Raw genomic sequence first — 13326 nt, forward strand, 5'->3', positions numbered from 1 at the left:
ACGCGGGCGGACCGGGCCGGGGACGGTGGGTTCGGTCGGGGACCCCGTGCGATGGGAGCGACAATGACGGCGCAACTCAGGTGGATCCGAAGCTCCTACAGCGCGTCCTCTAACGATTCATGCGTCGAGCTCGCCGCCGGTCAGGACAACTTCGTGCTGGTCAGGGACACCAAGGACCGCTCAGGGCCGCGACTGGGCTTCTCCGCCTCGGCATGGGCCGTCTTCGTTCAGTCGGTCTGTGGATCCTGACGACGCTTGCCGCCAAGTTCGCTCGATCGTGCGACCCGCTCAAGTCTGGGTTGATCTAGGTCCGACCCTGCATGTAAAACATGTCACTTTAAGGACGTTCATTTTGCATGCATTCAGACTACTTGCACTCAAATTGCCAGGTGGCAGAATGATGGTGGGCATGCACGCCAAGCATGGCCACCGAGGGAGCGCTGCGCCTTGCCAGGTAAGGGAAACCCCGTCGCACAACGGCGGAAGCTGCTGAGTGAGTTGAGACAGGCCCGCGAGGCCAGGAAACTCACTCAGGACTCCGTCGCGGACGCGCTCGACTGGTCCAGCTCGAAGGTCATCCGCATCGAACAGGGCCGGAGTGGTATCTCGGTCACGGATCTGCGGGCCTTGCTGCTGCACTACGGGATCACGGAGTCCGGTCGCGTCGACGAACTGGTCGAGCTCGCCCGTGCGACCAAGCGGCCGGACTGGATGGCGAAGTACAAGGGGTTGCCCAAGGGGTTCGCGGAGTTCATCGAGCTCGAGCGGGTGGCGATCCGCTGCCGCTACGTGCAGACGACGTTGATTCCCGGGATGCTGCAGACCCGCGAGTACGCGACCGCGATCGTGGCCAGCGGTAGCGGCAGTGAAGAGGACGTCAGCCGCGGCGTCGGGATTCGCATGCATCGCCAGGATCTGGTCGGCGAGGACGGGCCCGGCATGTTCTTCATCATCGACGAGTCGGCGCTGCACCGCGTGATCGGTGGCGTGGAGACCATGCGCGCCCAGTTGTTGCACATCAAGGAGTTGGTCGCCACCGACCAGATGACCGTCCAGATCGTGCCCTTCGCGGCGGGGATGCACCCGGCCATGAAGGGCTCTTTCACGATCCTGGAGATCAACGAGGACGAGGAGGACTTCTCCCTGTTCCTCGAGGAGCTCTACCGGCCGTCGCTCGTCCAGGACGACTCGGAGGTCGTGCGCGAGTACCTCGCGCAGTTCTACCAGCTCGAGAAGTTCGCACTGCCCGCCGGCGAGACGCCGCGCGTCATCGACGACAGGCTCAAGCACCTGGGAGGTTGACCAGCGTGAGTTGGACGGGTGTCTGCGCCAACAGACACCCGTCCGATGGCAACGTCGCTTACTCGGCACCACAGCGCAAAGTGAGGCGAGTGGACAACGTGGTCGTCAGCGTATGACGTCCGGCCACGTCTGACTGCCGCCATCAGGCCTCTTTCGGCTCAAATGGCCTCGCCTCATCGATCCAGTGTGATCGGTGGCCGCAGGTCACCCTGCCGGAAGGAGGCACGCGATGGGGATGGACGGTCTCTTCGTCAGTTACAGCAGCAGCGATGGTGCCGTTGTCGCCGCCGCATTGGTGGCCTCTTTGCGGTCCAGAGGGTTCGACGTGTGGTGGGACGGCGATCTGCCGCTGGCCGCACCGTTGTCCATCCCGTCGTGGATGGAGGAGGGCTTCCGCGACCGGACCGTGCTCGTGGTCGTCTCGCCGGACTACCTGCGAGCGTTGGAGACCAACGACTTCTTGGAGCGCAAGGGCGTCCGGTACGAGGCGAGGCTCCTGCGACACAAGCTCTACCACCACGAAGAGGCCTACCGGTGCGATGTCGTACCGGTGGTGCCGCAGGGGTTCGACAAGAACCTGCTGCCCGCGGTGCTGCAATCGCTGGTGATCCACACCTTCGACCCGGAGACGGGGAACGGGATCGAGGTGCTGGCGAACGCGCTCTCGGGGGGCGCGGAAGGTGGTGTGGCCATGAGCGTGGAACCGTCCACCTCGCCGCCCAAGGTGCGGGAGATGCTGCGAGACCTCGAAGACCTCGATCCCGCCGAGCCTGCCGCCCTCGCGCTGGCCCGGCGGCTGGCCGAGTTCGGACAGGGTGACATCGAGCTCGCCAGGGCGTTCGACTCCGTCGTGGGCGCAGCCAAGGCCCATGGTGACGTGGAGTTGGTGCGCCGCATCTCCGAGACGTGCCTGGGGACCCTGTCCGCCACCGAGCGCCTGCGCGGCGAGGGTGCGCTGGAGGCCAAGATCCTCGTGGAGGGACAGGCCTGGTACCTGTTGCGCGAGTACCGGCTGGTGCGGGCGGCCGCCGTGGCCGAGGAAGGGACGAAGATCGCGGAGAAGTACCGCGATCTCTACACCGCCGCCCGCGGAACCCTGTGTCACGCCACTGTCTTCCTGCGGATGGCGGCCGTGGGAGCCGACTTCGACCGTGACTTCTACCTGCGCAAGAGCAAGCTTCTGCTGTTGCAGGCGATCGAGCGGTTCTCCGCGATCTCCGGCAAGGCCAGCGAGGAGGTCGGGCTGTGCGCCTCCCTGTGGGCGGAGTGGGCGCTGGCGCGGTTCGACCTCACCCGTGAGCGGGCGGACCTGGTGACCGCGACGAAGAAGGCGAAGGCCGCTGAGGCGCTCCTGTCGCCTGGTGGTGAGTGGTACCAGTGGCTGATGGTGTTGCGAGCACGCCTTTGTCACGCCTCCCGCAAGTACGTCGAGGGCAAGGCGTACGTCACGGACGTCATCGCTTCGGGCGAGTACCCGGAGGTGGTGGCCAGGGCCTACCAGGTGCGCGCCGAACTCTCGCTCGGCGGCGGGGAGAAGCCGAGCGCGGTCCGCGACTTCCTGCTGGCGGAGCAGAGGTTCAGCGCGCTGCGGTACGACTACGCCGCGGCGATCTCCTGGTGGGAGGTCGCGAAGCTCGACCCGGCGAGCGTCACGGAGGTCCGGCTGACCTCCGCCGACGTCGAAGAGCTCGAGGACCTGGCGCCGGACCCGCGGACCCGGCGCCGCGCCGTGCTCGAGTACGAACAGGCGAGCGCGCGCAGGTTCGGACGCAGGTGCCCGCCTGACTGGCGGTTCCTCGTGGACCGCGTGAGGTACGCGTGACTCAGCGGTCGGCGTAGCGCTTGGCCAGTTCCTCCTCCCTGTCCGCCGGCCACGGGCAGCGGATCTCGCCCTGCGTGGCCGCGAAGAACAGCTCCAGGTGCACGTGCCACGCCGCGAGCGCCTCAGGCCCGTGGGCGTTCTCCTGGGTCAGCGTCACCGTGGTGCCCTGCAGATGCACGTGCTCGAACTCCCAGCGCACCCTGCCCTGCGGCTCACCGTCCCGCAGCCACTCGTACTCCAGCACCCGCGGCGCCTCCGCCCTGGTGACCACGCCCGGCGTGAGGCCGGGGTGCGCTGCCCGCGTCGGCACGGCGTCCACAGAACCCTCGGTAAGAAGCTGCCAGACGTCATCCAGCGGCGCCCACACCAGATCGCGGACGAACCGCACACCCTCGGCCTCGTCCGTGCCCTCGTCGAGCCCGAACTCCCTGACGTAGTGCTCGATGCGAGAAAGCCATTCGGTCGGCGGCTCGAACTTCGTGCCGTCGGCGTGGGCCACCAGGGCGTCCAGGCAGGTGACCCACCCCGGCACGTCGCGCCCCACCGAAAGCTTGCTGCTCACGATCGCGGTGAAGACCAGCAAACAGCCTTCGTCGCGCGGCAGGATCTCGAAGCGCAGCACGTCACCCGCCCACCGGAAGGCGAACACCTTGGGCGGATCGGACTCCAACAGCTCACCCTCGCCGCCATCGGCCTCCACCGGGGCCGCGTCGGGAAACGTGAAGCGCAGCTTCGTGCCGTCGATCTCCACCTCGGCCGGGAACCAGTGCTTCATCTCGGCCGGCTCGGTGACGACCCGCCAGACCTTCTCCGGCGAATGCCGCAGCGCGCGCTCGAAGCGCAGTACGGGCTTGCCCTCGATCATCCGCAGTTCGGCGTCCACAGGTCAGTCCCCTTCGATCTCGTCGAGCCGGCGTTCCAGTGCGTCCAAGCTCTTCTCCCACATCCGCCGGTACGGCGCGAGCCAGGCGTCGATCTCCGCCAACGGCCCCGGCGACACCCGGTAGAAGCGCTTCTGGGCGTCAACGCGCACCTCGACCAGACCGGCCTCCCGCAACACCTTGAGGTGCTTCGAAACGGTCGGCTGGGCGAGCGTCAGCCGACCGACGAGGTCACCGACCGGCCGCTCGCGTTCGCGCAACAGGTCGAGGATCTCCCGCCGACTCGGATCCGCTAGCACAGCGAACGTAGATACCATGCCAGCAATATAGCTCAACCAGAATATAGATGCCACCGCGCTGCCGTTGCCGCACGCGGGATCCCGCACAGCGGCGGCACGGCCGCAGACGATCGCTCGGTGGCGGCGGAACGGCTGAGGAGACCGGAGATCACGCGACGCGCGGCACCACAGCGGCCGTGCGCCGGAGGACGGCGACACGGTTCCTGCCGCCTGCCGCAGGGTCGGCGACACCACTGCGGCCGCGCATCGCGAGAACTCAGCCGACCACTTCGCGAAGCCGCCCGTCGCGTGGCTCAGCCGGCCGATCGTCGTGCGAAGCCGCTGGCCGTCTGACTCCAGCCCGACACTGCTCGTCGCACGACGCTGCTCGTCGCGTGACCCAACACCGCTCGTTGCGGGAGCTCAGTCCGCGAGTCTGATGGCCACCTCCGTCTTCCAGTTGGCGGGGTCGGGTTCCACGGCGGGGTCGGTGAAGTACGTCTCCAGGCGCGCGCCCCACCTGTCGCCGTCGCGGTCGAACCGCACGGCGTGCGCGAGCAGTTCGTCGGTGACGGCGGCCAGTCCGTCCGGGCTGCCCTCGTGCAGCGCCACCAGGTACTGGCCGGCGGGCAGGGTGGAGGTGAACACCTCGCCGGTGCCGGGCACCTCGGCGACCGTCGGAATGCCCGCCTCCACCTCGAACTCGTCGGCGGTGACGCGTAAGTAGCGCAGGAACGGCGCTCCGGTGGCGGGTAACTCGCGGTCGGCCAGCCACTGCATGACCTCGGGGAAGCGGTCGGCGATCTTGGCGAACGTCGTCAGCGTCACGGTGTCCCTGACTGCGGCGTAGGGCTGGTCGGCGCGGGTCTCGATGTCCATGTGCTCCACGGTAGTCAGCGCCACCGACAGAAAATCGGCGTTCGGTGGCGGGCGGCCCCGGTTAACGTGAAGTTCATGCACCGCACCCTCCCCGTGGCCAGTTCCCCGGTGCGCGACCTGCTCGCGCTGACCTCCCGCCCCGAGGTGATCTCCTTCGCCGGCGGCCTTCCCGCCCCCGAACTGTTCGACCTGGACGGTGTGCGCGCCGCCTACGACCTCGCCCTGCGTGACCGGTCGGTGCTCCAATACGCGGCCACGGAAGGAAATCCGGCCCTCCGCGCGCTCATCTCCGCCCGCCTGACGGGCCGCGGCCTGCCCACGCCGGACGTCCTGATCACGACCGGCTCCCAGCAGGCCCTGGCTCTCGTGGCCACCGCGATGCTCGGCCCCGGCGCCGTGGTCGCCGTCGAGGAACCGACGTACCTCGCAGCGCTCCAGTGCTTCCGGATGACCGGCGCCCGCGTCGTGCCCGTCGCCAGTGACGCCGACGGCCTGGTCCCGGCCTCCCTGCGCGAGGTCGTGGCGTCGGAAAAGCCCGCATTGCTCTACCTGGTACCGACTTTCGCCAACCCGACCGGCCGCACGCTCACCGCGGAACGCCGCGTGGAGATCGCCGGCATCGCCGCCGCGCACGACCTGTGGATCGTGGAGGACGACCCGTACGGCGAACTCCGCTACCGCGGCTCCGCCGTGCCCGCGCTCGCATCGATCAGCGATAGAACCATCTACCTGGGCAGCTTCTCGAAGATCGGCGCGCCCGGCATGCGCCTGGGCTGGCTGCGCGCACCCGCGGACCTGCTGCGCACGCTGGCGATCGTCAAGCAGGCGGCTGACCTCCACACGTCCACAGTGGATCAGGCCGCCGCGGCCTCGTACCTGGCGCACAACGACCTCGACGCCCACATCACTCGTTTGCGCGCCGAGTACGGACTGCGCCGTGACGCGATGATCGCCGCGCTGCCGTCTGCCATGCCCGATGGCACGACGTGGAGTGATCCGGACGGCGGCATGTTCGTGTGGCTACGACTGCCGGGCGATGTGGACAGCGCCGTGCTGCTGAAGGAAGCACTACGGCACGATGTCGCGTTCGTGCCCGGTGCGCCGTTCTTCGCAACGACACCGGACCACGCCACGCTGCGGATGTCGTTCACCTCCAACACGGTGGACGAGATCGCGGAAGGCATGGCACGCCTCGCGAAGGTGCTGCGGTGAGCCTGCTCGACGACGAGGCGCTGTGGGGCTCGTCGGTCGTCGCGAACTGCGCGATGAACCGCGAACGCGGCCTGGCGAGCTACCGCCGTGAGCTCGGGCTGGAGCTGCCGCCGGCGTCCGGCGTGTGGGTGGATCTGTGCTGTGGCAGCGGAAAGGCACTGGCCGAGGCGGCGCGACCGAACCTGACGATCATCGGCGTGGACCTGGTCGACCGGCACGTCTCCGCACGGGACGGCCTGAGCTTCGTCGTCGCGCCCGTCGACCGGTGGGCGCCCGCCGGGCCGGTCGACCTGGTGACCTGCGTGCACGGCCTGCACTACGTCGGGGACAAGCTCGGCCTGCTCGAACGCGTGGCGTCGTGGCTCGCGCCCGGTGGCCGGTTCGTGGCGAACTTCGACGTCGCCGGCGTGCGCCGCGCCGATGGCAGCCCGTTCGGACGCATGTTGACCAAAGCGTTGCGCGACAACGGGTTCACCTACGACAACCGGCGACGCCTGATCGGCTGCGAGGGGTCTGGCACGCCGAGGCTGCCGTTCGCCTACCTCGGCGCGGACGACCGCGCCGGCCCCAACTACACGGGCCAGCCCGCGGTCCACTCCCGCTACGAGGCCCTATGACGCCCAGGGGCCGACGCCCGTGACGCGGTCGACGCTGATGCGCGTGACGAACCCCGCCGGCGGGTTGTCCATCGGCGGGAACTTCACGTCCGGGCCGAGGTAGGTGTGCGCGAGGCGCTGGAGCAGTTCCGGCGCACCGCCCTCGGTGATGCGGGCCGTGCCGTAGACGACCAGGTACTCCTGCAGGCCGTGGTCGTTGACGACGGGCGTCTCGATCGAGAGCACGACGCGGCCGTCGTTGCGGATGTTGCGGACCTTCTGGTGCGACGCGAGGTGGCCGGAGACGATCTCGTCGCCGTCGAGCCCCACCCAGACGATGGTGACCTGCGGGGAGCCGTCGGGGCCGAGCGTCACGAGGTGGCCCAGCGCGTTGGACTCCAGCACTGATCTGGCGGATTCGGGGAGCATGACGGGGACGCTACGCCGAAGTGCTCAGCCGAACAGCTCGAGTGCGTCCTGGTGGTGTTCGCAGCGGCCTCCTCCCGTCGCGATCGTGCAGGGCGACCCCTTCTTCGTGAGCGCGCCGCACTGCAACGCCGGGTCGTGGATGTGGCAGAGGCCGTTGGTGCCCGCGGTGATCGGGCAGGGTGTGCCCTTCTTCGTGGGCGCGCCGCACGCCTCACCGCTCAGTTCGCGCGCCTGCCTGGGCTTCGCGGGTTTCTTCGGCTTCGCGCCGGGCTGCTCGACCGTCCGGCCCGTGACCTCCTCGACGCCGCGCACGGCGAGGCGGTCGGCGCGTTCGTTCTCCGGGTGACCGGCGTGGCCCTTGACCCAGTGCCACTCGACGTCGTGCCGGTTCGCGGCTTCTTCCAGGCGGCGCCACAGGTCTGCGTTCTTGACGGGCTCACGGGCCTTCGTGAGCCAGCCGTTGGCCTTCCAGCCGTGCACCCACGACGTGATGCCGTTCCGCACGTAGGTGCTGTCCGTGTAGAGCTTCACGACAGAAGGCCGCGTAAGGCTCTCCAACGCCATGATGGGCGCCATCAGTTCCATGCGGTTGTTCGTCGTCGGGCCGATGTCACCGCCGTACATGTCCTTCTCGTGCTCGCCGTAGCGCAGCACGGCACCCCAGCCGCCCGGTCCGGGATTGGGGCTGCAGGCGCCGTCGGTGTAGATCTCGACCTCCATGCGTCCTGAGGCTACCGACGACCTCTGACACTCCCGCGCTGACGGTTGTTCGCGATGATGTGGCGGAACATCTCGACGAGCGCCGGCGCGTTGATCGGCTGGTCGCGGTAGACGGAGATCATGCGCGCCGTCTTGTTGCCGTGGCCGCTCGTGATGATGTTGTGCGGATCCGGCACGGCCGCCTTGTCGTAGAGCATCACGTTCACGTGGTCCTTGGTGCCGAGCAACGCGCAGATGTTGCCGTCCAGCACGAAGTACGGCCGGTTCGTGAACTTGATGGTCTCCTCGACGTCCGGATCGGCCTCGTGCACGAGCGCGCGCACCTGGCGGCAGACGTCCTGCTGCCACTCGGGCAACGTTGCGATGTAGTCGTCGATACGAGTGTCCATAGCCCTATGTCGTCGTCTCGCGCCGTTTCTCGACATCCTGCCCGTGCAGAAACACACGCACCCCTGCCCTGATGTCGTCGTCACTCGGTCGTGAGCCCCTGATGCTCGGATCGCCGGTCATCGTGAGCATCATCAGGTGCACGGCCGCGCGTGCCGAGTCCTTGAACCCGAGCTTGGCGAGCTCGTGTGCGAGCGTGGCGCGGACCTTGCGCGGACCTGTTGCCTGCCACGCCTCGATGGCGTCGTCGGGGATGTGGCTGAGCTCGGCGTTGATCTGCCGGACCAACGCGAAGTGCGTGGCGTTGCCGAGCTCGGTGCTCATGGCCCTGCCGAACGCCGTGAGGTCCTTCTCCAGGTTCGTGACCCTGTGGAAGTGCCGCTCGATGATCGCGATCTGCTCGCGCGCCGCCGCGTCCGCGCTGGCCTGGATGACGTTGCGGAAGAGGTCGGCCTTGTCCGCGAAGTGGTTGTAGAGCGTGCGGGTCGACACCTCCGCCTCCTTCGCGATGGCGTCGATGCTCGCTCGTGAGTAGCCATCGCGCGCGAACACGCTCAACGCCCCGTGCAGGATCGCCTGCCGCTTGTCAGGTCGCATGGTTCCGCAGCTTAGTACAACGAGCGTTGCACTAAGTACAGCGATCGTTGTACTTTGGTGCCATGCGAATCGCAGTGATCTTGGGAAGCACCCGTCCCGGCCGTCGTTCGGAAGAGGTGGCGCGGTGGGTCATGAACGTCGCCGGCACCCGGAGCGACGCGTCGTTCGACCTCATCGACCTCGCGGAGGTGAACCTGCCGTTGCTCGACGAGCCCGTGCCTGCACTGTTTGGTGAATACGCGCACGCACACACACGCGAGTGGTCAGCAGTCGTCGCGTCGTACGACGGCTTCGTGTTCATCACGCCCGAGTACAACCACTCGTTCTCCGCGGCACTTAAGAACGCGCTGGACTACCTGTACGCGGAGTGGAACGACAAGGCCGCGGGTTTCGTGGGCATCGGCGGTACGGGCGGATTGCGTGCCGTGGAACAACTACGGCTCGTGCTGGCCGAACTGAAGGTGGCAACCGTGCGCACACAGGTCGCGTTCGGCCGTGGGGACCTGCAGAGGGAGCCGGAGCACCACGAGACGTTGCACGCGATGCTCGATGAGCTGGTGGCATGGGCGTCGGCGTTGAGGTCCGTGCGCGCCGTGGCGGCCTAGCGGGGCAGCCACTTGCGATGTCGGCGACGTTGTTGTCGTCCCCGATGACGAACAGAGTTCGGTCAAGCGCCGATTTGGCCGGTCAAATCACGCGATCGGGTGGCATTTCGACCTTGCTGACCGCACGGGCCACCGCGACCAGGTCGGCCTCCCTGCCGTGGCGCGCCACGGCCTGCAGCCCGACCGGCAGGCCGTCCGCGTCGAACCCGGCGGGGATGTTGATCGCCGGATGCCCGCTCAGGTTGAACGCCCAGGTCAGCGCGGTGTTGATGCGCTCGCCGGGGCCGTCGTGGCCGTGGGGCGGGCCGGGCGTGGCGGGGGTGAGCAGGACGTCGGCGGTCTCGAACAGCGCGTCCAGCGCCGGGTTCGGGCCGCAGCGGCCCGCGAACCAGTCGTCGGCGGGATCGCGCAGCACGAGGTCGGCCGGGCGTGGGTTCAGCGGGGAGGCGGCACGCCAGGCGATCTCCGCCTGCTCGTCGTCCACGACCGCGAACCCGAGGCCGGTGGACCAGGCGGTGGTGGGCGCGCTGGTCTCGGTGATGTTCAGGTACGTGGCGAGCAGGTCCGGGTCGCGGGTGAAGACGCCGACCGCCGCGCGTTCCGACGACGTGGTCTTCAGCCCGTACACGCCGCACCACGCGGCGGGGATGCGGATCGAGCCGGCGCCGTCCACGCCCGTCGCGAGCGGCACCACGCCTGCGGCCACGGCGACCGCCGACCCGGCCGACGAACCACCCGGCGTGCGGTCGAGGTTCCACGGGTTGCGTGTGAGGCCACGAGAGTTGCGACCCCACGTCTGCCAGGGGGTACTGCCATCGGGCGTGGTGGTCAGTCCGATCGGCACGCACCCCATGGCCGTGAGCGCGTCACGGTGACTTCGCCGTTCGCCGCGTTTCACCGCGATGGGCAGCCCTGCGAACGGCAGCGAGGAGTCGACCTCAAGAGAGGGCGTGCGGAACACCTCGTGGAACGCACACAGCACCGGCTCCACGGCTTCGAGCCGCGCCAACGCCTCCGCCACCAGGTCAGGCATGATCCACCCCGTGAAATGGTCCCGTGCGGTGCACCACCTGACCGAGCTCGCCGAGAAGTGCGGCGAGCTGCCCACCAGCTTCTTCCGGTTCCAGGTGGTCGAGCTGTGGGTCTTCGGCGACCTGCTCGGCGTGCCGAAGGACGTGGACGTGGTCGAGGTCGCCCTGGTCACCGACCTGCCGGTGGACGAGGTGCCGTGGCTGACCGAACCGGTGGGAGCCGAGCACTGGGCCAACTCGACGAGGCTGTCCCGCAACCCGTTCGAGGCCTGCTGGCGCTCCCAGGACGCCCCGGTCTGGAACCACCGCATCGAACGCCCGGCGCTCGTGTGGAGCGCCGCCGACGGCATCAACGAGGAAGCGCTCGTGGCCGTCGGCGACGGCACGGCCGAGCTGGTCAGGACCGCCGCACCCACCCCTTACGAACTCGCGAAGCGGGTGCGGGACGAGCTCGCGGTGAGCCTGAAGGCCCTTCGGCAGGCGAACCAGGAGTACACCGACCGCCGCTGGAGCCCCGGCAAGCTCACCCCGCACTCGGACGCGTTGTGGCGCACGACCACCGGCTACCTGGACCTGCTGGACGTGGTCAACTGACCCCGAAACCGGTACGGACGGGGTGCGGGCTGCGCTAATTTGCGCGCCGTGCAGAACGAACGCCACGAGCCCGTGTGGCTCTGGGGCCCGGTGGCGCTGGCTCTCCTCGCTCTCTTCAACGTCGCGCAGCACGACCTCCTGGCGGCTTTCGGCACGCACCTCGGGGTGAGCAAGTACTCCTTCGCGTCGCTGGGCCTCCCGCTGCTCGCGGCGATCGCCGGCGTGTGGCTCACGAGGCACTGGCAGTGGCTGCTCCTGGCGGGCACCGCCGGAGTGCTGATCGCCTCCGTCGATTCGCAGGCGCACTTCTTCAGCCTGCGGCCGGGCATCTCGTGGGCCATCGACGCGGTGGGCGTCGCCGGGGCGGTGCTGATCGTCATCGGCGCGCTCGCCGTCACCCGTGACGCCGCGCTGGCCGCAACGGTCGTCGTCGTCCAGTTCCTGGCCACGCTGTTCCTCGGGCTGGACTGGCTGAGCAGCGCGATCCCGCCGCCACCGGTCGTCTACGCGCTGGCGGGACTCGGGGTGCTCGGCGCCGTTCTCGCGGTCCACGCCGTGCGCACCGGCAAGGCCCCGCGATCCGAACGCGTCAGCACGCGAGCGGCGATCTCCGGAACCCTGGCCGCGTTCCTTCCGCTCGTGCTCCTCGGTGCCGGCCTTCTGCTGCAGTCGTACCTGGTGCTGCCCCTCGCCAGGGCGGGAGCGGGCCTCGCGGTGCTGCTCTGCGCGGCCGTGCTGGCCCTCGTCCTGGGCAGGGGAGCGTTCCTCAGGACGACGATCGCCGGTTTCGTCGTGTTCGCCGCGGCCGTGCCGCTCAACTTCGGGCTCTACTTCAGCGCCAGCGCGTTCGAGATCTCCGCACCGGCGGCCCTGGTCGGCCTGGCCGCCGGGATAGTCGCCGCGTGGTCCGGCCACGCGGCCGCGGTGGGCGCCGGCGCCTGCGCCGCACTCGCGGCGATCATGGGACTCGTCGTCGACGTCACCGGGCAGTACGCCGACCTGACCCAGCGCGGTCTCGGCGAGCTGATCATCGTGCTCGGCGTGCTGGCCATGACCTGCGCGGTCGCCGCCGTCACTCCAGCGCTCGCGGAACTCCGCGCCCTGCCCGTCGCACTCGTGCCGTTGCTGACCGGCTTCGTGCTGGCGTTCCGGCAGCTGATCCAGCCGTGGCTCGCGTACGACAAGATCCAGACCCAGTTCCCCGAGGGGCACTACGTCTCGTTGTGGGTCGTGCTGCTGGTGCTCGCCGCACTGGCCGTGGGGAGCCTGTGGCGGCAGGCTCCCCGTCGAGCTCACCAGCCGCGCGAACGCCACTCCGCGAGCGACGGGCGCTCCTTGCCCAGCGTCGAGTCGTCGCCGTGACCGGGGTAGAACCAGGTGTCGTCGGGCAGGACGGCGAACAGGCGGTCCTCCACGTCGTTGATGAGCGAGGCGAAGTTGTCCGCCGACGTGGTCTTGCCCACACCCCCCGGAAAGAGTGAATCTCCGGTGAAGAGGTGCTGGTGGCCGGTCGGGTCGTCGTAGACGACGGCGATCGAGCCCGGCGTGTGGCCGCGCAGGTGGATGATCGAGAGCGGGACTTCTCCCACGTTGATGGTGTCGCCGTGATCGACGAGGACGTCCGGCGGGACCGGCAGGACCGCGGCGTCGAGCTCGTGGGCGACGGTGGTGGCGCCGTGGGCTCCTGCCAGGGCGCCCAGTGCCTGCCAGTGATCGGCGTGCTGGTGCGTGGTCACGATCGTGCGCAGCCTCGGGCGTTTCGGGAGGTGGCCCAGGAGGTCGGAGAGGCGCTCGTGGTCGTTGGCCGCGTCGATCAGCAACGCTTCGTTCGTGGACCGGCAACCCAGCAGGTAGGCATTGTTGTCCATCGGGCCGACGGAGATCTTCGTGATGGTCAGCGCGGCCAGCGTGCGGCGGGCGGCGGGGCCGTCTGGATCGACGTGACCCGTGTAGTTCTCGTGTACGTCCACGGTGGCAGACGGTAGTCGCTCGA

At 68.8% G+C, this 13326-nt stretch carries 16 protein-coding genes and 1 pseudogene; 8 read left to right on the plus strand and 9 right to left on the minus strand.

The features are described from left to right. Positions 1 to 63: 63 nt before the first annotated feature. The 3 genes from ACQEU1_RS37065 (at position 64) to ACQEU1_RS37075 (ending at position 3124) form a co-directional block, all read left to right on the plus strand. Positions 64 to 249, plus strand: a complete 186-nt coding sequence (locus tag ACQEU1_RS37065; protein WP_433212699.1) for a DUF397 domain-containing protein — start codon at positions 64 to 66, stop codon at positions 247 to 249. A gap of 249 nt (positions 250 to 498) precedes the next feature. Then, entirely contained in the window at positions 499 to 1302 is an 804-nt protein-coding gene (locus ACQEU1_RS37070) for a helix-turn-helix domain-containing protein (RefSeq protein WP_433212702.1), read from the plus strand. A 229-nt stretch (positions 1303 to 1531) separates the two neighbouring features. Continuing rightward, the gene (locus ACQEU1_RS37075) at positions 1532 to 3124 is read left to right on the plus strand and encodes a TIR domain-containing protein (RefSeq protein ID WP_433212705.1); all 1593 of its coding nucleotides are present in this window, start codon (positions 1532 to 1534) and stop codon (positions 3122 to 3124) included. A gap of 1 nt (position 3125) precedes the next feature. Here the strand turns inward: ACQEU1_RS37075 and ACQEU1_RS37080 are convergent, their stop codons facing one another. From ACQEU1_RS37080 to ACQEU1_RS37090, 3 genes are all read right to left on the minus strand, one after another. After that, the gene (locus ACQEU1_RS37080; RefSeq protein WP_433212708.1) at positions 3126 to 4007 is read right to left on the minus strand and encodes an SRPBCC domain-containing protein; all 882 of its coding nucleotides are present in this window, start codon (positions 4005 to 4007) and stop codon (positions 3126 to 3128) included. Positions 4008 to 4010: 3 nt separating this feature from the next. Next, positions 4011 to 4322 carry an ArsR/SmtB family transcription factor gene (locus tag ACQEU1_RS37085; protein ID WP_433212711.1) on the minus strand — a complete coding sequence of 104 codons (312 nt, stop codon included), beginning with the start codon at positions 4320 to 4322 and terminating at the stop codon, positions 4011 to 4013. 384 nt (positions 4323 to 4706) lie between these two features. Continuing rightward, positions 4707 to 5162 carry a GyrI-like domain-containing protein gene (locus tag ACQEU1_RS37090; RefSeq protein ID WP_433212714.1) on the minus strand — a complete coding sequence of 152 codons (456 nt, stop codon included), beginning with the start codon at positions 5160 to 5162 and terminating at the stop codon, positions 4707 to 4709. 75 nt (positions 5163 to 5237) lie between these two features. Between ACQEU1_RS37090 and ACQEU1_RS37095 the strand changes: the two genes are divergently transcribed. After that, entirely contained in the window at positions 5238 to 6374 is a 1137-nt protein-coding gene (locus ACQEU1_RS37095) for a PLP-dependent aminotransferase family protein (RefSeq protein WP_433212717.1), read from the plus strand. Then, positions 6371 to 6991, plus strand: a complete 621-nt coding sequence (locus ACQEU1_RS37100; RefSeq protein WP_433212720.1) for a class I SAM-dependent methyltransferase — start codon at positions 6371 to 6373, stop codon at positions 6989 to 6991. Before ACQEU1_RS37095 ends, ACQEU1_RS37100 begins: the two co-directional genes overlap by 4 nt. On the opposite strand, the gene ACQEU1_RS37105 is transcribed toward ACQEU1_RS37100, so the two are convergent. From ACQEU1_RS37105 to ACQEU1_RS37120, 4 genes and pseudogenes are all read right to left on the minus strand, one after another. Further along, positions 6986 to 7399: a PPOX class F420-dependent oxidoreductase gene (locus ACQEU1_RS37105; protein ID WP_433212723.1), complete on the minus strand. Its 414-nt coding sequence runs from the start codon at positions 7397 to 7399 to the stop codon at positions 6986 to 6988. The two genes, ACQEU1_RS37100 and ACQEU1_RS37105, sit on opposite strands and share 6 nt — an antisense overlap. Positions 7400 to 7675: 276 nt before the next feature. Next, positions 7676 to 8119 (minus strand): annotated as a pseudogene (gene rnhA, locus ACQEU1_RS37110) (ribonuclease HI); the annotation flags it as partial. 11 nt (positions 8120 to 8130) lie between these two features. Then, positions 8131 to 8508 carry a DUF1801 domain-containing protein gene (locus ACQEU1_RS37115; RefSeq protein ID WP_433212726.1) on the minus strand — a complete coding sequence of 126 codons (378 nt, stop codon included), beginning with the start codon at positions 8506 to 8508 and terminating at the stop codon, positions 8131 to 8133. Positions 8509 to 8512: 4 nt separating this feature from the next. Continuing rightward, positions 8513 to 9103 carry a TetR/AcrR family transcriptional regulator gene (locus tag ACQEU1_RS37120; RefSeq protein WP_433212729.1) on the minus strand — a complete coding sequence of 197 codons (591 nt, stop codon included), beginning with the start codon at positions 9101 to 9103 and terminating at the stop codon, positions 8513 to 8515. A gap of 62 nt (positions 9104 to 9165) precedes the next feature. On the opposite strand from ACQEU1_RS37120, the gene ACQEU1_RS37125 reads away from it, so the two are divergent. Continuing rightward, the gene (locus tag ACQEU1_RS37125) at positions 9166 to 9708 is read left to right on the plus strand and encodes an NADPH-dependent FMN reductase (protein WP_433212732.1); all 543 of its coding nucleotides are present in this window, start codon (positions 9166 to 9168) and stop codon (positions 9706 to 9708) included. An 82-nt stretch (positions 9709 to 9790) separates the two neighbouring features. Here ACQEU1_RS37125 and ACQEU1_RS37130 read toward each other — a convergent pair whose 3' ends face one another. After that, a complete protein-coding gene (locus ACQEU1_RS37130) occupies positions 9791 to 10741 on the minus strand; it encodes an amidase family protein (protein ID WP_433212735.1) in 951 nt (316 codons plus the stop codon). A 10-nt stretch (positions 10742 to 10751) separates the two neighbouring features. On the opposite strand from ACQEU1_RS37130, the gene ACQEU1_RS37135 reads away from it, so the two are divergent. Then, positions 10752 to 11333, plus strand: a complete 582-nt coding sequence (locus tag ACQEU1_RS37135) for a DUF7711 family protein (protein ID WP_433212738.1) — start codon at positions 10752 to 10754, stop codon at positions 11331 to 11333. A gap of 48 nt (positions 11334 to 11381) precedes the next feature. Continuing rightward, complete coding sequence (locus tag ACQEU1_RS37140; RefSeq protein ID WP_433212741.1) at positions 11382 to 12695, plus strand: hypothetical protein; 1314 nt, start codon at positions 11382 to 11384, stop codon at positions 12693 to 12695. Here ACQEU1_RS37140 and ACQEU1_RS37145 read toward each other — a convergent pair. Beyond that, positions 12626 to 13303 (minus strand): MBL fold metallo-hydrolase, encoded by a 678-nt coding sequence (locus ACQEU1_RS37145; RefSeq protein WP_433212744.1) that lies wholly within the window; start codon positions 13301 to 13303, stop codon positions 12626 to 12628. The two genes, ACQEU1_RS37140 and ACQEU1_RS37145, sit on opposite strands and share 70 nt — an antisense overlap. Positions 13304 to 13326 lie beyond the last annotated feature (23 nt).

This window comes from Lentzea sp. CA-135723, from assembly GCF_050936595.1.
GTDB lineage: Bacteria > Actinomycetota > Actinomycetes > Mycobacteriales > Pseudonocardiaceae > Lentzea.

Coding starts and splice junctions, on each gene's coding strand:
- ACQEU1_RS37125 (WP_433212732.1), top strand. CDS start 9,166: ATGCGAATCGCAGTGATCTTGGGAAGCACCCGTCCCGGCCGTCGTTCG.
- ACQEU1_RS37105 (WP_433212723.1), bottom strand. CDS start 7,399: ATGCTCCCCGAATCCGCCAGATCAGTGCTGGAGTCCAACGCGCTGGGC.
- ACQEU1_RS37095 (WP_433212717.1), top strand. CDS start 5,238: ATGCACCGCACCCTCCCCGTGGCCAGTTCCCCGGTGCGCGACCTGCTC.
- ACQEU1_RS37085 (WP_433212711.1), bottom strand. CDS start 4,322: ATGGTATCTACGTTCGCTGTGCTAGCGGATCCGAGTCGGCGGGAGATC.
- ACQEU1_RS37130 (WP_433212735.1), bottom strand. CDS start 10,741: ATGCCTGACCTGGTGGCGGAGGCGTTGGCGCGGCTCGAAGCCGTGGAG.
- ACQEU1_RS37120 (WP_433212729.1), bottom strand. CDS start 9,103: ATGCGACCTGACAAGCGGCAGGCGATCCTGCACGGGGCGTTGAGCGTG.
- ACQEU1_RS37075 (WP_433212705.1), top strand. CDS start 1,532: ATGGGGATGGACGGTCTCTTCGTCAGTTACAGCAGCAGCGATGGTGCC.
- ACQEU1_RS37115 (WP_433212726.1), bottom strand. CDS start 8,508: ATGGACACTCGTATCGACGACTACATCGCAACGTTGCCCGAGTGGCAG.
- ACQEU1_RS37090 (WP_433212714.1), bottom strand. CDS start 5,162: ATGGACATCGAGACCCGCGCCGACCAGCCCTACGCCGCAGTCAGGGAC.
- ACQEU1_RS37065 (WP_433212699.1), top strand. CDS start 64: ATGACGGCGCAACTCAGGTGGATCCGAAGCTCCTACAGCGCGTCCTCT.